General features: G+C 45.1%; 15 protein-coding genes. 6 read left to right on the forward strand and 9 right to left on the reverse strand.

Going from position 1 to position 17544, the window contains the following annotated elements:
- Positions 1 to 70: 70 nt before the first annotated feature.
- The gene (locus OO774_RS20340; protein WP_264906255.1) at positions 71 to 976 is read right to left on the reverse strand and encodes a DMT family transporter; all 906 of its coding nucleotides are present in this window, start codon (positions 974 to 976) and stop codon (positions 71 to 73) included.
- A gap of 96 nt (positions 977 to 1072) precedes the next feature.
- Here OO774_RS20340 and OO774_RS20345 point away from each other — a divergent pair, with 96 nt between their 5' ends.
- Positions 1073 to 2002 carry a LysR family transcriptional regulator gene (locus OO774_RS20345; RefSeq protein WP_264906256.1) on the forward strand — a complete coding sequence of 310 codons (930 nt, stop codon included), beginning with the start codon at positions 1073 to 1075 and terminating at the stop codon, positions 2000 to 2002.
- Between the two features lie 104 nt (positions 2003 to 2106).
- On the opposite strand, the gene lhgO is transcribed toward OO774_RS20345, so the two are convergent.
- Both lhgO and glaH read right to left on the reverse strand, forming a co-directional pair.
- The gene (gene lhgO / locus OO774_RS20350) at positions 2107 to 3342 is read right to left on the reverse strand and encodes an L-2-hydroxyglutarate oxidase (RefSeq protein ID WP_264906257.1); all 1236 of its coding nucleotides are present in this window, start codon (positions 3340 to 3342) and stop codon (positions 2107 to 2109) included.
- Positions 3343 to 3439: 97 nt separating this feature from the next.
- The gene (gene glaH, locus OO774_RS20355) at positions 3440 to 4396 is read right to left on the reverse strand and encodes a glutarate dioxygenase GlaH (protein WP_264906259.1); all 957 of its coding nucleotides are present in this window, start codon (positions 4394 to 4396) and stop codon (positions 3440 to 3442) included.
- A gap of 431 nt (positions 4397 to 4827) precedes the next feature.
- On the opposite strand from glaH, the gene OO774_RS20360 reads away from it, so the two are divergent.
- Positions 4828 to 5769, forward strand: coding sequence for a TAXI family TRAP transporter solute-binding subunit (locus OO774_RS20360; protein WP_264906261.1), 942 nt, complete (start codon positions 4828 to 4830; stop codon positions 5767 to 5769).
- 13 nt (positions 5770 to 5782) lie between these two features.
- Positions 5783 to 7687, forward strand: a complete 1905-nt coding sequence (locus OO774_RS20365; RefSeq protein ID WP_264906263.1) for a TRAP transporter fused permease subunit — start codon at positions 5783 to 5785, stop codon at positions 7685 to 7687.
- A 64-nt stretch (positions 7688 to 7751) separates the two neighbouring features.
- Here OO774_RS20365 and OO774_RS20370 read toward each other — a convergent pair whose 3' ends face one another.
- The 6 genes from OO774_RS20370 to OO774_RS20395 form a co-directional block, all read right to left on the reverse strand.
- Positions 7752 to 8639: a LysR family transcriptional regulator gene (locus tag OO774_RS20370; protein ID WP_264906265.1), complete on the reverse strand. Its 888-nt coding sequence runs from the start codon at positions 8637 to 8639 to the stop codon at positions 7752 to 7754.
- 177 nt (positions 8640 to 8816) lie between these two features.
- Positions 8817 to 9140 (reverse strand): DUF1840 domain-containing protein, encoded by a 324-nt coding sequence (locus tag OO774_RS20375; RefSeq protein WP_264906267.1) that lies wholly within the window; start codon positions 9138 to 9140, stop codon positions 8817 to 8819.
- A 360-nt stretch (positions 9141 to 9500) separates the two neighbouring features.
- Positions 9501 to 10532: an aldo/keto reductase gene (locus OO774_RS20380; protein ID WP_264906268.1), complete on the reverse strand. Its 1032-nt coding sequence runs from the start codon at positions 10530 to 10532 to the stop codon at positions 9501 to 9503.
- Between the two features lie 26 nt (positions 10533 to 10558).
- Positions 10559 to 11506: a Gfo/Idh/MocA family oxidoreductase gene (locus tag OO774_RS20385; protein ID WP_264906270.1), complete on the reverse strand. Its 948-nt coding sequence runs from the start codon at positions 11504 to 11506 to the stop codon at positions 10559 to 10561.
- 23 nt (positions 11507 to 11529) lie between these two features.
- A complete protein-coding gene (locus OO774_RS20390) occupies positions 11530 to 12447 on the reverse strand; it encodes a DUF1932 domain-containing protein (protein ID WP_264906272.1) in 918 nt (305 codons plus the stop codon).
- A 112-nt stretch (positions 12448 to 12559) separates the two neighbouring features.
- Positions 12560 to 13777, reverse strand: a complete 1218-nt coding sequence (locus OO774_RS20395) for a LysR family transcriptional regulator (protein ID WP_264906274.1) — start codon at positions 13775 to 13777, stop codon at positions 12560 to 12562.
- A 1010-nt stretch (positions 13778 to 14787) separates the two neighbouring features.
- On the opposite strand from OO774_RS20395, the gene OO774_RS20400 reads away from it, so the two are divergent.
- Genes OO774_RS20400 through OO774_RS20410 form a run of 3 tightly spaced genes read left to right on the forward strand, consistent with a single transcriptional unit; the run spans position 14788 to position 17538 of the window.
- Positions 14788 to 15798, forward strand: coding sequence for an amidohydrolase family protein (locus OO774_RS20400; protein ID WP_264906276.1), 1011 nt, complete (start codon positions 14788 to 14790; stop codon positions 15796 to 15798).
- Between the two features lie 11 nt (positions 15799 to 15809).
- Positions 15810 to 16487, forward strand: coding sequence for a 4-carboxy-4-hydroxy-2-oxoadipate aldolase/oxaloacetate decarboxylase (locus OO774_RS20405; RefSeq protein WP_264906278.1), 678 nt, complete (start codon positions 15810 to 15812; stop codon positions 16485 to 16487).
- Positions 16480 to 17538 carry a 4-oxalomesaconate tautomerase gene (locus tag OO774_RS20410; RefSeq protein ID WP_264906280.1) on the forward strand — a complete coding sequence of 353 codons (1059 nt, stop codon included), beginning with the start codon at positions 16480 to 16482 and terminating at the stop codon, positions 17536 to 17538. Before OO774_RS20405 ends, OO774_RS20410 begins: the two co-directional genes overlap by 8 nt.
- Positions 17539 to 17544 lie beyond the last annotated feature (6 nt).

Below are 17544 nucleotides of genomic sequence, written 5' to 3' on the forward strand. Positions count from 1 at the left end.
GCCGCTGTATAGTCAGCGGCTTTTTCATTTCAATCTACTTTGGCTCAAGTTGTCTCCTAGCTCTGATGGTTCATTCACCAACTTTACTTAAAGAAGCGCTCAGTACTGTAATGAGGAGGATAACCGCTCCCAACCATTGGACGCTGGTTAATACTTCATTTAGCCATAGTAAGGAGAACATCGCGCCAAACAGAGGTTCACTCCCCATCAGCAGTGACGCTTTGGTAGGGGAAATTTTCCGAACCGCATAATTTTGCACATAGAAGGCAAATAGTGTGCAGAACAGAACCAAAAACGAAGTGGTGAGCCAAAATTCCAGTGCTTGTGGGAACAGTGGCTGAGTTCGCTCATGAGATACAACGCTGACTAAGCAGGCGCTAACTGTGACAATGAGTGATTGAACACACGTTAGAGTGGTATTGGTTATGTGTTTACCATGAGTCAGCTTTTTAGTCATGATTACCATCACCGCCCTCAACGCGGCCGCGCAAAGAATATAGATATCTCCCTGATTAAACGTTATATGGATCCCTTGGGAATTGGTCAGCATGACTACACCAGCTGTACTGAATAAGCACAGCCACACCAGTGTTCGGTTTGGCTTTCTTCTGCCTAGTAAGGTTTCCAGAAGCAGGGTAAATATGACATTCAGGCTGATAAGAAATGCCGCATTAGAAGCGGTTGTCTGACTGACCCCATAGACTTCGAAAAAGAAAATAGCAGCAAGAATGAAACCAGTTGGCAGTGCGACTGGCCAATCTCTGTTTTTTCCACGATCAAAATCCCTAATCATGAGCGGGAGTAGCAGCACAAACGTCCATCCAAAGCGAATTGCAATAAAAATGGAGACCGTTGTATAGGCAAGTGCACTCTTGGTTAAGCCATAGCTGGTTCCCCAAACCATAGCCACTAGCAGGAGTAGTAATTCGGGGATACTGAACAATGAAAGCTTGTTTCTTATCGCTAAGCTAGACACATCTTTTCCTTATAAACCTTGTATAAATTGACTCAATCAATATCCACTAGTACGTTATGTGAAACAATGGATAGAATTGGAAAGGACTGTTGCGCTGTGGACACAAATAAGCTCATCGCTTTATTGCCGGAAATGGCCGTTTTTGTTGTCGTTATCGAAGAAGGGAGCTTTTCAAAAGCGGCAGAAAAACTTGGCGTCGCTCCTTCGTCGGTGAGTCGTTCCATTTCTAAGTTGGAAAATGCTTTGTGCCAAAAGCTGCTTGAACGAACTACCCGAAATATGCGGTTAACCATTGCGGGAGAAGAAGTTCACGGCTTGTGTATGGATATGCTGAAATCGGCCCGATTGGCGACTGATGCCGCCTTCTCTTCTCAAAGTGAGGTGGCTGGTGAAATTCGAATTGCCGCACCCAGAGCTTTGGCTAGCCAAGTACTTTCGCCGTTAATTCTGGACTTCTTACAAGAATACCCCAACGTCTCGGTACATTTTGTCGTTGAGGATCATTTTATTGATCCTATCGGACATGAAGTCGATATGGTGATACATATTACCGATAAACCAGTCGAAGGCTTAGTTGCCAAAGAGTTAGGAACGAATCGGTTGCTTATCTGTGCTAGTACGGACTATCTGGAAAAGTTTGGCTACCCTGGGAGCCCTGAAGAGTTAACAGCGCATCAATGTATCCGCTTGGGTGAAAGCCCTGCCGACAGGAAATGGGTCTTTGGACAACAAGATATAATTCGTTCCGTGAATATCGATGGGCGACTTGCCGTAAATCATACCGAAATCCGTAAAGATGCTGTTTTAAGAGGGATGGGAATTTCGATTTTCCCTGAGTTTTCCATTGATACGTTAATACAATCAGGGGACGTTGAGGCGTTATTTCCAGAGTGGGAAGTAAAGGGAAGTTATCAGGGAAAAATAGTCGCTCAGTATCCTCAATCCAGATTCATTCCTCGTCAGTTCAAAATGCTGGTGGAATATCTACACAGCAGATTAAGCGAAACAGCAGTGAGTTCTGACTAATTTTTATTGCTCGATCGTGGGCAACGACAAATGCATTGTGACGTACATAAGTGTCAGTTGTTGAAGATCGACCCGCCACCAATCGGTAACGGGCGAGGCTAATTTTAGGCAGCGTCCGAGAGAGTCGTGGCCGTTTTTTCAGCCACTTTATCGCAGATGTAGTTGCCGATTGGAATTGCGGAAGTCGCGGCTGGCGAAGGCGCATTACAGACATGCAATGAGCGCGGGCTTTCAGCAAATAGGAAGTCATGTACTAGTGAGCCATCTTTGAGAACGGCCTGAGCCCGAATACCAGCGGGGTAAGGCTGGAGATCGCTGACTTCGAGCATTGGGCAATATTTTTGCACCATTTTCAGGTAACCAGGTTTCCACCAAGAGTTCCAGGTTTCTGCTAAACCGGTTTTTAAGTGCTTAAAGCTCACTTTCCAGAAACCAGCAAAAGTCACCATATCTCGGATATCACGCAGGGATACATTGAATTTACCATATCCTTCTCGTTTCCAACCTTGTACTGCATTGGGGCCAACAGTCACGCTGCCATCAATCATTCGCGTCAGGTGAACCCCAAGGAAAGGTAAGTCTGGATCTGGAATTGGATAGATAAGGTGATTGACGATCTGGTTGTATTTGGCTGGCAAGCGATAGTACTCCCCGCGATAAGGGACGATTTGAAAATCGGTGGCTATATTGAGCATGCGCGTTATGCGATCGGCCATTAGTCCAGCACAAGTGATTAGAAATTGGGCGTGGTAAGTGTGGGAAGTATTTCCATTTCGACAGTGCAGAACAATATTGTCTACGGTTTCTTCAATATCCTGAACTTCCGTACCCAGTTTTAGTTCGCCCCCACAGGCTTCAAACTCTTCCGCCATTTTCTTCGTGACCAGACGATAGTTAACAATGGCGGTCGATTTGACGTAAATAGCGCCGTTGCCAGTAATATTCGGCTCTCGTTTTCGCAGTTCAGCCTCATCGAGCAACTCTGCTTCAATTCCATTTTGCGCACAGCGTTCATACAGGGCTTGCATTCGCTCATATTCTGTCTGGTTTGTTGAAACCAACAATTTGCCGCATTGATCGTAAGGTATGTCATGCTTTTCACAAAAACTGATCGTCTTTTCAACCCCTTCTCGACAGAACTGGGCCTTCAAGCTGCCTGGTTGGTAGTAAACACCTGCGTGAATAACACCACTGTTGTGTCCGGTCTGATGCATGGATACTTCTGATTCTTTTTCTAATACCAAAACACGTGCTGTTGGGTAACGCTGCTTCAGTTGCCATGCTGTTGATATTCCGACAATTCCGCCTCCGAGAATCACATAGTCATACGGCTTTTCCATTGAAATCTCCAAAATAGTAGTGCCCGTGTTATTTCACACGGGCTAATTATTGTTATGTAGTTTAGTGGTGCCAGACCGTTCCCTGGCTCAGTAACATTTAGCGTGAGAATGAACCTCTTTGGCGGAGTAATTCACGACTTAGATCTGGATGCGGTACAAATTTATCTCGTCCGTGTAGCCAACGGTGGTTGTGAACAACCAGCATTGAACCGACGTTGACACGAACATTAAAACAGTTCGGATCATTTTCAAGAGACTCACCAATTTCATACAGATACAAACCTTCACGTCGATTTTTAGGTTTCGCAAATTGGTCAATGAACAGGAAGTGTGGTTTGCCTTCTGCATCTTCTTCAAAAAAGACAGGGTGCTCAATGTCATAACCGGTATTTTTGCTTGGTGGCGCGCCCCAAGTAATGTCTTGCTTCGCCATTGGATGATTATAGAATTTGTCTAAGTCTTGCCAGTCATCGAGATGCAATAGCAGTGAATCGCCACCTTGCATATTGCTCTCTTCCATTTTCATCATTAGTACGAAATCTGTGCGCTCGTTGACATAAGTGCCGTCGTTATGCATTTCCATACGGCGGTGAGCCTGACGTAGGTAGCTGTCACTGTCGTCAACGTTACGTACTGTAAAACGAGCATAATATTTTCCGTACATAGCATCAAAGTTTGGCAGACCAATCATGTGCGAAATAGCTGTAGAGAGTTTGACGAAGTAACGACGCTGGATCTCTGTATCTTCATACTCTGCTCGTACTTCATCACAAGCTTCGAGAAGAAATGCGCCTTGATTACGATCATCCATAATCTGTACAAGCAGCTCACCGAGTTGATAGTCGGATGCTTTATCCAGTGCTTCTGCTACCGCAAAGCGAAGAAACGGTTTGTACTCAATGGCTTGAAGATCCCACTCACAAGTCAGGTCATTAAACTTCTCTAATAAGTCTTTTCCAAGCGTAACGACCTGCAAGCGCTCATTAGCTGGATGTGGGGTTACGGTAATGCCTTTCAGCTCCGAATTTACGCTGTCTTTGATGCTTAGTGTCATGGTTATTCCTTTTATTTCAGCAAAAGATGTCCCGGTTCAGCTTTTGATTCTTAGTGGTAGATGTTGCTTGTTTACCACTTGGTGTTGAGCGGCCTAATTGGGAGCACCCTGTATATCTGTGGTTCTTTCCTGTTGCAAAAAGGTTAACAGTGTTGGTCCTATATGTTCAATATATCGAAAATATACTTTCAATCTATAAAATAGATGGCTTGCGTCTCTAGTCAGTTGAAAATACGGTTTGCGTTCATTTTTATTAATAAAAGTGATTCATTTCATCACTTATTTGTATTAGAAATGCCATTTTTCATCTTTTTTGCAGCAACTTTTATTTATTAATATCTCAAAAGCCAGGATTCGTGTTTGTCAGTATTGTTAATGGTGTGTAAAAGCCGACATGGAGTGTTTATACACATCAATAACGTGAGGACATTATGAAAAAAACAATTAAAACGCTGCTGCTAGCTTCTATTCTTGGTGTAGCTAGTGGAGCCCAGGCAGAAAATTACACTATCGGTACAGGGAGTCAGAGTGGAACTTATTACCCATATGGTGGTGTTCTGGCAAAAATCTGGAGTGATAACCTGCCTGATTTCAATATGCGAGTTGAAGTGACGGCGGCTTCAGTAGAGAACACCATCAAAGTGGTTCAGGATAAGCAATTGGTAGGTCTCGCGATGGGTGACGTCGTTATTCAGGCTCAAGAGGGAAGCAAGCCGTTTTCACGTGCACTTGATGTTGCGGTACTGACGGCACTTTATCCAAACGTTGTACAGTTTGTCGTGCGTGCAGATTCGGATATTTACTCACTGAAAGATTTAAAAGGGAAAACTGTCTCTCTGGGTGCGCCAGGTTCGGGTACCAGAGTGAGCGCGAGAAGTATTCTTTCTGCACTGGACCTTGATGAAGACGGTATGAATGTTCAGTCACTTAACTTCTCCGCGACTTCGGAGGCTCTTGCGAATGGTCAGATTGATGCCGGGGTTTTTGTTGGTGGTACCGGATTGGGCGCGATCACTGAATTGGCTCTGACCCGAGATATTCGCGTGCTTAATTTCTCCGCTGAAGACATGAAATCTATCATGGGTGCGCTTCCTGCGTATCAGTCAGTGCAGGTAGAACAGGGCGTGTATAACGGTGTAGAAAGCTTTACGGCACCAGCGGTTTGGAACGTTTTGGTCGTTAACCAGCGACTTGACGAAGAGTTGGCTTACAACATGACCCGCTTAATTTTTGAAAACGCGTCAGCATTACAAAATTCACTCAGTGTCGCAAAATTCACCACGGTGGAAAATATGAACCAGCTAAGCGCGGTGTCTCTACATCCGGGTGCCCAAAAGTATCTTCAAGAGCAGCAGAGTAAGCAAGCGCAATAGGGCAGGTCAGTGAATGAAAGACAATAGAAACTGGAACCTGTTGGTTACCGAGCGTCTGATTGCTGTCGCCGCCATTTTTGCTGTGTCGTTATCAGCATTTCAGATTTGGCAAGGCATTACAGCGTCGTTAGCTGCGCCCACATTTCGCCCCATTCATATTAGCTGGGTGCTGGTATTGGTATTTTTGGTTAAGCCGACATTCTCTTTAAACAGAACAACGTTAGTCTACCTGCTTGGAAGAATGATCGATCTGTGTTGCATGGTACTTACAATCTGGGCAACCTGGCGTATTAGCGTGTTCGATTACGATGATATGAGCTTTCTGATGGATGGTCTTCAGCTGACGGATACATTTGCAGGCGTAGTCGTCATCGCGATGTTGCTTGAGGCGACGCGACGTACTGTTGGTGTCGTGATGTCTTGGTTGGCAATCGTCTTTATTCTCTATGCAATGTTTGGCTCACACTTACCGGATGCCATCGCTAGTAAGAGTTTTTCTATTGAAGAGATGATTCGCTTCCATATTTTCTCGACTAACGGCGTGTACGGAGCACCATTGGGAATTGCTGCTGGCGTGGTGTTTACTTTCGTGCTATTTGGCGCGTTTCTTCAGGTTACCGGAGCGGGTCAATTTTTTATCGACTGTGCCTTCGCTCTGGCTGGTAAGTATCGAGGTGGTCCGGCGAAGGCGAGTGTTATAGCCTCTGCTGCGCTGGGTTCGATTTCTGGATCAGCAATTGCGAATACGGTTACGACGGGCTCGCTGACCATTCCGATGATGAAAAAGCTAGGTTACCGACCAGAGCAGGCGGCTGGCATTGAAGCTGCGGCGTCAACCGGTGGGCAAATCATGCCACCCGTTATGGGGGCTGGGGCTTTTGTGATGGCGCAGTTTACCGGTATCGCTTACTCAGAGATCCTTCTAGTTTCGATTGTTCCTGCCATTCTCTACTTTGTTTCAACGTTGCTTTATATCCATTTGATGGCGTGTAAGCTCGGCTTGAAAGGTATGGCGCAAATAGAGAGCATTAAAATTGTTCTGGTTCGAGGCTGGCACTTCTTAGCTCCATTAGTCTTTATTACGGTGCTATTGATGTTGAGTTACTCGCCTGTACTGGTCGGAATTGCAGGTTGTGGCGCTATTCTTGCTGCGGCTATGGTGCGTAAGTCGACGCGAGTTTCATTGAAGCTGATCTTACAGGGAATGAAAGAAGGGGCACTGATGGCTCTGCCTATCTCTGTAGCTTGTGCTTGTGCAGGTATTATCGTTGGTGTAATTGGACAAACCGGAATTGGTCTGCAGTTCACGCAGTTCCTGCTTGCCATGTCGGGCGGTCAATTATGGTCGGTTCTCGGGCTGGTGGCATTGGCAGCTTTGGTTCTTGGAATGGGGCTACCAGTTACTGCTGCGTATATCGTATTGTCAGTAATGGCGGTACCAGCATTGACCGATTTAGGTGTTAGCCTGCTTGCCGCGCATATGATCGTTTTTTGGTTGTCACAGACCTCTAATATCACTCCGCCGATCGCTCTGGCAGCGTTTGCGGGCGCTGGTATTGCAAATGCCTCACCAATGAAATCAGCGATTCAGGCAATGAAGTTGGCGCAAGGGTTCTTCTTAATTCCGATTATGATGGCCCACGGCAATCTCATCTGGTTTAAAGAGTTCTCATTGTTCCCATTCGCTTTGTCGGTGATCTACACACTCGCCTTGATCGTTGCGTTTGCGGGCAGTATTGAAGGCAGGTTGTTTAACCCTCTATCTAAGGTCGCAAGAGGAGTACTACTCGTCAGTGCGTTGGTACTGGCATTTGGCGATAGTGATGTAATCAACATCGCAGCCACGGTGGGTATTCTTCTGGTTACCGTTTTGAATCAACTGAAAGTATTCACACCACTCAAAGTCGGTGCTGATTAGAGACATTTCAGGATAGTATTGCCCTCAGTCGTTTCCGGGCGGCCGAGGGCATTTTTATAACGCGCTATTTGATTCTTTTGGGCTGATACCACTCTTCCATAAACTTCAAAAACGCACGCGATGCATTAGACAAGTAGTGGCTGCTTTTCCAGCCAATACCGAATTCGACTTTTAGTGCTGGATTAAACGGTACGCAAACTAGTGGCTCATTTTCTTGCACTATTCGTCTCAGGCATGTGCTAACTCCTGCCTCCTTTTTCACTAAGGCTTTCACGAGTTCGATTAAGTTGGTCTCAAAGCGTATATCTGGTTTTAAATTGTGCTTCCGGCAGTAACGACTGACGGCTTCACGCAGCAAATATCCTTCCCGAAACAGAATAAGCGGTTGCTCGCAGAATTGTTCCAGAGTTACGTTCGATAATTGGGCAAATGGGTGGCTCTCATTAACGCAGGCAACGATTTCTTCAGGGCACAATGAGACGTATCTCAGTTGATCAACGGGTTTATCTGTGCGGACGAATGCCAAGTCTAAAGCGCCTTCTAAAAGCATTTTTTCTAGTGTTGCTGTGCCGTGTTCCTGAACATGAATACGAATATTAGGGTAGGCTTGGTTAAAGGCTGACAGTGCTTCAGGGAAAAAATAAGACCCAAGCATTGCAGAAACACCAAAATCGATTTTGCCGCGTTCGAGCCCTTTCAGCTCATCCATTTCAATCTGGGCGAGTTCAACATCTTCCAGAATCCTGCGCGCATGGAACAGGAATCTCATGCCATCAGAGGTGAGCTGAATCTGTCTGCTGCTGCGATTGATCAACTTCAGACCGATTTCTTTCTCTAATTTTTGCATGCTAACACTGAGTGCCGATTGGGCAATATCCAGTTGATCGGCTGTTTTGGTAAAGTTGCCGTTCTTAGCTAAAGCGACAAAGTACTGAAGACGTTTGATGTCCACGTGACGTTTCCATGAGGTTTATGATGCGAACAAAACAGAATACAATATACATTCTGGCGATTGAAATATAGGCTACAATCACTTTTGGTTATTAAGAAGAGAAAAGCAATTAAGAGAAGATTACGATCACAGTCTTAATGCTTCTGTTGTGAATTTTGACAAAATCCTAGGGCATATCTACTGGCTGTCCCACATCACGTCACATTGGTCTTCAATGGCAGATTTGAGCAGTTCAACAAGTGGCATTGCTCTGTGACCTATCGATACGACCGGTTCTGATTGCTCGTCATCATCATCATCTGCTTCTTGAACGGATTTATGCTCTGCTTCTGCTGCTTTGGTTAACGAAGCGGTTAATCTGGCGAGCGCTTCTGGCAGGTCTTGAGCTGAGATCGAACCGGGCACAGTACCGCTATGCCCCATCATCTTTATCATATTGAGGGCAATATCGCCGAACATGGTGATATTGGCATGGCTTTTACAGCGAAAGGTGATCAGCATGGTTTACTCCGGTTTTTCCTAAATATGTTATACCAATCGTAGCAAATAACTGGTTATTCTAGCTTGTTAAAATACTAGATAACAGCGTTAACATTTTTGATTGTAGAGTAACTACTTATCGAAAAATGTTGCCTTGTTCTCAAGCATTTTTCCTACGCTATTTCTGACCACTTACTTACTGTGATTGGTATTCGCCAGTTTAACCGGAGTTTACCTAAATAGTGGAATCAAATTTTTTGGGATCGGAAGACGCTTACGCTTTCCTGTCTAATCAAACAAGTTCTTCAGGAGTCTGCTGATAGGTTTTACTCTAAGCTAAGCTGACTTAAAAAGCTCACCGAAGCAGCAGGCTCAAAAAATTTAGACTGAGAGAGCGGTACTTTGGTCGAACTCTTCAGTATCTATCTCAACTTGTTGAGCGACGTTGTAGCGCGTGCCGGAAACATTGTCATTGTTGATGAGCTGCCCCATTTTTTCTAACAGGTCGCTAGATAGGGTTACCGACGTTGCAGACACATTCTCGGTGAGATGGTCGATATTGGTGGTTCCCGGAATAACATGAATATGATCGTGTTGATCCAGTACCCAGCGCAGAACGATGCTAGCCAGACTCGCTTTACTTAGCTCAGTGTCAGACTCTTGCTCGATCAATTGCGCCAGTTGTGCCACCAGATGCTGGTTATGGGCAAAATGCTCATTATCGAATCGAGGCATGTTGCGACGGATATCTTTAGGCGTAAAATTCGTCGGGGAATCGATTTTACCCGTCAAAATTCCACGCCCTAACGGACTAAATGCAACAAACGCCGTCCCCAGTGCTTTACAAGTTTCCAGCACTTTGAACTCAGGGTTGCGAGTCCAGAGAGAATACTCGGATTGTACGGACGCAATTGGGTGGATTTGAGCAGCTTTTGTTATTGTCTCTGCGGATACTTCAGACAAACCGATTTCACGAATTTTGCCTTCTTTAACCAGTCTGCTTAGTTCGCCGACACTTTCTTCGATAGGGACGGTTTTGTCCCAGCGATGAAGGTAATAGAGGTCAATTACGTCCGTGTTTAGACGTTGTAAGCTACTTTCAATGTTTTTACGCAGCGCTTCAGGGCGACCATTGATCTCTTTCTTACCTTGTTCGTTAATGAACATGCCACACTTGCTGGCCAACAGATATTCATCTCTTCTATGCCCAACGGCTTTGGCCACCAGTTTTTCATTGGCACCGCCACCATATAATGTCGCGGTATCAAGATGGTTGTAACCAAGATCGAGGGCATGATTGAGTAAATGAATACTCTGTTTCTCATCCGGTGGTGTGCCGTACGCATGAGACAGGTTCATACATCCCAGACCGACAGGGTTACATTGAAATTGGCCAATTTTGCGTTGTTGCATAGTAAGATTCCTTAGCTGTGTTGTCCTTAAATGAGCTGCTCTTCGATGCGGTGCAGTGTTTCCATCGCTGACAAGCATTGGCCAACACTAGAGTTCGGCTCTTTCCCAGTCTTAATCGCTTCGAAGAATTCACGGTCAATCAATTCAATACCGTTGTTTGACACAGTAACACCCGTCAAATCAATTTGGTTGTCATAGCCGTCGTACAAATCATCGTAACGAGCAAGGAAAGTACCCTCATCACAGATGTAACGGAAGAACGTACCAAATGGCCCTTCGTTATTGAATGACAGAGAAAGCGTACAAATCGCGCCTGATGGCACCTTCATACCGATGCTCATGTCCATTGCGATGCCAAGATCAGGATGGATAGGGCCTTGCATGCCTTGAACTTGCGATGCGGTTTCGCCAGTTTGATATTGGAACAAATCCACTGTGTGACAAGCGTGGTGCCATAGCAGGTGATCGGTCCAGCTTCTTGGCTCGCCTTTCGCGTTGGTGTTGGTACGGCGGAAGAAGTATGTCTGCACATCCATTTGTTGGATGTTTAGCTCACCAGCCTGGATTTTGTTGTGAATCCATTGGTGGCTTGGGTTGAAACGGCGAGTGTGGCCAGCCATTGCAACTAAACCGGTTGCCTTTTGAGTCTCGACCACTTTGTAGCTGTCTTCGATGTTATCAGCCATAGGAATTTCGACCAAAACGTGCTTGCCAGCTTCCATACACTGAATCGCCTGAGATGCGTGCACTTGAGTTGGCGTTGCTAAGATAACGGCATCAACATCGTCACGAACAAGTGCTTCTTCAAGCGTCGTCACACCTACAGCCTGTGAATCATACTCACTGATCAGAGCATCAAGCTTGTCTTGTTCTGGAGAAACCATAACTGATACGGTTACGTCGTCGATATTTTGGATGGCTTCTAAGTGCTTACGGCCAAAGGCACCAGTTGCACCAACTACACATACTTTCATAAATAATCCTTTATTACACTTGGTTAAGAGGAAAGGGTATCGTTTGATTGGATGGGTGACGCTGAGTGCTCCATCGTATTCAAAATTTGATTAGATAACTGTTCTAACGTTTGATTATCGACAGTTACATTTACATCCGACATCCGTTGATGCCAGTTGATTGCGCCGCTCGACATACTGGTATCGATATCAAGTGAAGCAAGTGTCTCGACTACCGATTTAAGTTCTTCGCTTCGACGTTTCCCGTGGGTGAGCATTCTTTCCATATGGTAAACCGCCAATTGCGACAAATTAAATTGTGGGTAGCTCTTTTCCAGTGACTCAATCACATAGGGAGCGACCCCGGCACGATGAGCAGCAAGCATACATTCTGTTGTTAATGCTTCCAGACCTTTCACCATTGCTGAACGCAACATTTTTATTTGTGAAGCATCGCCAACCTGCTCTGAAATCACGGTGACGTCAAAACCCAAATACTGCAATTGTGGTGCAACCAGAGTGGCTTTTTTTCCAGAAATGTACAGTGGGATTGGCTTTGAATTCTCTTTTACCGGACTCATTATTGCAGCGTCAATATAGGCTGCGCCCTGAGACTCTACCAACGTTGCATTGTGTTTTTTTACACTCGGAGCACAAGAGTTACAGTCAACGACAAACTGCTTTTCTGTTAGCGCACTACTGAGCGGTGCTAAAGCCAAGTTTGCCTGATCGGGTGTAACGAGAGAAAAAATAACCTGAGCGCCACAAACGGCTTGCTCTGGGTTAAACGCGCCATTGACCTGAAATTGGATGTAATCCATCAGTTTTGCTTCACGTGTAGCCTCATCGCGTGTTTTGATATCAAAAGCACTGATCACTTCCGGTGCATTATCACCAGCGATGCTGATAAGTGCTTGAGCGGCTTCACCGAAGCCAATAAATGCGGCGCGAGTTGTTTTCACCTTTGATACCCGAATATGTTGCTTCACCGACAACGACTGTAACATTTGGATAAAAACACGAATAATCAAAAGATGATAAGAGGTATTCAATTTTGAGAAAGCGCTGCCCGAATTAGCCTGACATTTTCAAGCCATTCTTACGCAGAAGCGATACGAAATGCGTCTGTACTGTGGTCGCGTACCAGTTCTTACGCATGGTAAGGCCAATCGGTCTAGATTGCTGGCTACAATCAAAAGGTAAAATCGTAAAGTGGCCTTCGTCCAGTTCACGTTGAATTTGATGTTGAGAAAGGACAGACAGGCGATCACTACCCAGTATCAATTCTTTTACAAGCATCTGCGAACTGGCTTCGACTAAACGTGTTGGGGGCTGTAATCCGCCATTGATAAAGAGGTCTTCAAACATCTTGCGTCCTGGCGTATTGGCGCTGGAGACTACCCAACTGGCTTGATGTAAATCCTGCAGAGTGACATTCGCTTTTTTGGATAGCGGGTGATCGTGGCGTGCAAAGACTTTGTTTTCGGATTCGAACAGGGTTTCCTGACGAATATCGGTACTCGGGATCGGAAATCGCAATGCGCCGATCAGTACATCGATTTCACCGTACTTTAAGTGGTTGAGCAAATCGGAGTAGGGGCCATCGATAACCTGAATCCGGCAGTCTGGATAGCTTTGGCTGAATTCATTAATGGTAATAGGTAGCAAACAGGTACGAGCTAACGGCAGACAGCCCACTGTGATCACACTGTTATGACGGTCGCTAAGTGCGTCGATCTCTTCGATTCCTTGCTTTATTTCAACAAATGCGAGCTTACAAGCTTTGACGAGAGCGGTGCCGGCTTTACTTACGACAATACCATTACTGATTTTTTCGAATAGGGTGACATCTAAGATCTCTTCAAGATCTTTGGATGCGCGGTAAACGGAAGACTGGGATACCTCCAACAGGCGGCTGGCTTCGGTAAACCCCTGACCATCCGACACGGCAACTAACGCCTTCAGGTGTGTCGACGTCATATTGTATAGAAATCGATGAACGTTGCTTTTGCGTTGCCCTTTGGCGATCTTGAGTGTCTCCGAAATCCCGTGTTCGATATGATCTAACGCCCTGTCTATACGAAACGCGAACGCTTTACCTTGCGGAGTCGGTGTCATGCCATCACTGGTACGTTCAAAAAGTTCACTGTGAATACTCTTTTCGAATTTTGAAATCGCTTGAGTGATGGCTGGTTGGGAGAGAAACACGGTCTCCGATGCCTTACTGATGCTGCCTGTTTTGACGACTTCAGAAATGGCGCGTAAGTGCCGAATATTTGGGATGTTAAACATAAGACCGCCTGTAAATGAGCAATGTAATTATCAGTGTTGAATATGCAATTCGGAAAGCTGGTAACGCTGATGGGGCAACGATTCTAGAAGGCAAGCCCACATTAACTTTTCACTTATTTAGACATGTTTAAGCATAATGCTAAATGATTAGGTTACTTTTTTGTTTATAAATTGTGACGCCAATCTCCTATTTGAAATTGTATACAATGGAGGGTGTTTATTTTTTATTTAATATTTCAACTCTATAAAATTTGGTTTAATTTGTTGAATTTATGGATTTTATTTTTTATTGTTCTCAATTGATAATTATCCCTTTATCTAAAAATTGAATGGCACCTTCACTATATGAATTATAGGTCGTCTTAGGGTGAGTGCTAGATTGTGGTGTCGTGAAAGCGATTTTTGTTATAAAACTAGTTGCATTTTTTGAGTAGGATTACTTAAGTATTTTTGTTGCGTTCTAGATCAGGCAATGATGACAATTTTCTAATTGAGTGTCGGAAACAAAAAGGTCTGTGACTCGCGATTTAAACTCAGCAATATCTCGCTAGCGATACTATTTAATTGATAGTTAAAGCTAATATTTAAACGTTCAGCAGCTCGTTATAAAAATATCGTAAGTGACCGAGACTGGCTTTAAAAAATAAACGGCGTTACATGGTAAGTACTCCAACTTTCAATAACCATAATTCCCCCTCCTTTATCTCGACCATTAAATAAAAAATTCATTTTTCTAACACCTGTTAACTTTTTCTAAATTTATGTATTTATTGATCTTTTATTGGTTTTTTGGACGGTAAGGGTAAAGTTTCTATCTCAAAAACTTATACCGTAAAAATAAATTGAAATAGTCGAGTTGTTATCTCCGTCGGTATAGTAGTTATACACAAGTGAATTCCAGATGCAGGATTCAAGTCGTGGTTGAATTTATCAGCCAAGACATTTTCACAGAACTAAGCATCTCGAGGTTATTTGAGTATAAAAACAAAACAACAGAAGGAATTGATGAGATGATAATCGATTGCCACGGCCACTATACCACTACACCACCGCAAGTCGGTGATTACCGAGAAAGCCAAAAAGCAGCGGTAGCAAAAGATCCAAAATACGTTGGAGACAAAGGTACAATCAGTATTTCTGACGATGAGATTCGCGAAAGTATTGAAAATAACCAACTTCGTCTGCAAAAAGAGCGCGGAACCGATTTGACTATCTTCTCTCCTCGCGCAAGTTGGATGGGACACCACATTGGAAACGAGCATACTAGCCGCTTCTGGACAGAGCATCAAAATGATTTGATTCGTCGTGTGTGTGACCTATTTCCTAACAACTTCGCACCTGTTGCTCAACTTCCTCAGTCGCCGGGTGTGACGCCTTCTAAATCGGTACCCGAATTGGTTCGCTGTGTCGAAGAGATGGACTTTATCGGCTGTAACCTAAACCCAGATACCACGGGCGGCTTCTGGAAAGATGCGTCTTTGGGTGACCGAGCGTTCTACCCACTTTACGAAAAAATGGTTGAGTTAGACGTTCCGGCGATGATCCACGTATCTGCGGCGTGTAACTCTTGCTTCCATACCACTTCTTCACATTATCTGGGGGCGGATACCACGGCATTCCAACAGCTTCTGATGTCGGATGTATTTAAAGATTTCCCTGAGCTGAAAATTATTATTCCTCATGGTGGTGGCGCAGTGCCTTACCACTGGGGACGTTTCCGCGGTATTGCACAAGACATGGGTCTTCCACCATTAGAAGAGTCAGTTCTGAAGAACATCTACTTCGATACTTGTGTATACCACCAAAAAGGCATTGACCTACTACTGGATATTCTCCCTGCGGAAAACATTCTGTTTGCGTCTGAGATGATTGGTGCGGTACGTGGTATCGACCCAGAAAGTGGTCACTATTTTGATGATACCAAGCGTTACATCGATGCAAGCGACAAGGTCAACGACGAAGAGAAAGCGCTTATTTTTGAAGGCAACGCTCGTCGTGTATTCAGCCGTCTGAAGGCATAAGGATTAATATTATGCAAAATAATGTTGTAGTTCAGAATATTCAACGTGCAGACAAAGACGTGATTGAAGGTCTGCGCAAATGTGGCGTTGCTACTATCCATGAAGCTCAAGGTCGTCGCGGCCTGCTGGCACACTACATGCGCCCAATCTTCCAATGTGATGCAGTAGCAGGCTCAGCACTGACCATTTCTGGTGCTGCGGGTGACAACTGGATGATGCACGTGGCAATTGAACAAGCTCAGGACGGTGACTTTTTAGTCTTCGCTCCAACTTCGCCATCCAACCACGGTTTCTTTGGTGACTTATTGGCTACTTCAGCTCAAGCGCGTGGTGTGGTTGGTCTGATCATCGAGGGCGGTGTACGTGATACGCGAGATTTGCGCGAAATGAACTTCCCGGTATGGTCAAAAACCATCTTCAGTGAAGGCACTATTAAAGAAACATTGGGTTCAGTGAACGTGCCAATGACCTGTGCAGAAGAAATCGTCTACCCGGGTGATGTTATGGTCGCAGATGAAGACGGTGTTGTGGTTGTTCGTCGCGACGAAGCAAAACAAGTACTTGTTGCTGCACTCGACCGCATCGAGAGAGAAGAGGCGAAACGTGTTCGCTTAGCAAACGGCGAACTTGGCCTGGACATCTATAATATGCGTGAGCGTTTAGCAGAAAAAGGGCTCAAATATGTCTAACCAAGCCCCTTGTATGTGGATGAGAGCGGGTACTTCAAAAGGCGCATACTTTGTTAAAAGTGACCTGCCTTCAGACCAGTCTTGTCTGGAAAGCTTTCTTCTCGCGGCAATGGGCTCACCTGACGAGCGTCAAATTGATGGGATTGGCGGTGCCGATCCCCTGACTTCTAAAGTTGCGATCGTTTCACCATCTGAAAGAGATGGTGTCGATGTAGATTATCTTTTCTTACAAGTGTTTGTGGATCAACCATTGATCAGCACTAAGCAAAATTGTGGCAATATCTTAGCGGGTGTTGCGCCATTTGCGATAGAGCGAGGCATCGTGGAAGCCCAAGAAAAGCAAACGACAGTAAGAATCTACATGGAGAACACCGATCAAATCGTGACGGTGACCGTGAATACGCCGAACCGACAAGTGACCTACGAAGGTGACTGTGAAATTGATGGTGTTCCAGGTAGCGCTGCGCCGATTGCGGTTACGTTCGAAGATACTGCCGGATCAACTTGTGGCGCACTGCTGCCGAGCGGCAATGTCGTTGATGTGATTGATGGTATTGAGGTGACCTTAATTGATAACGGCATGCCTGTTGTCGTCATCAATGCTCAAGACCTCGGTATTTCCGGCGATGAAAGTCGCGACCAACTCGACAATAGCGCGGAACTAAAACAAAAGCTGGAATCAATACGGCTGCAAGCAGGACCGCTAATGAATCTCGGTGATGTTGCCCAATTATCGGTACCTAAAATGACATTGGTGAGCAAAGCCCAGTACGGCGGCGCTATCTCTACTCGTACCTTTATCCCTCACCGCTGCCATGCTTCCATAGGTGTACTGGGAGCCGTGAGTGTCGCGAGTGCCTGCATTTTAACGGGGTCGCCTGCACAAAAACTGGCATCAATCGAGCAAAGTGAAACTTTAGCGGTAGACGTTGAACACCCGATAGGCAAAATGAGCGTAGTGTTGGATATAAAAGACAGCCAAGTCCAAGCTGCAGCCATTTTGCGTACAGCCCGAAAGTTGTTCGACGGAATCGTGTATACAAATAGATAGAATATA

This window comes from Vibrio sp. STUT-A11 (assembly GCF_026000435.1).
Taxonomy (GTDB): domain Bacteria; phylum Pseudomonadota; class Gammaproteobacteria; order Enterobacterales; family Vibrionaceae; genus Vibrio.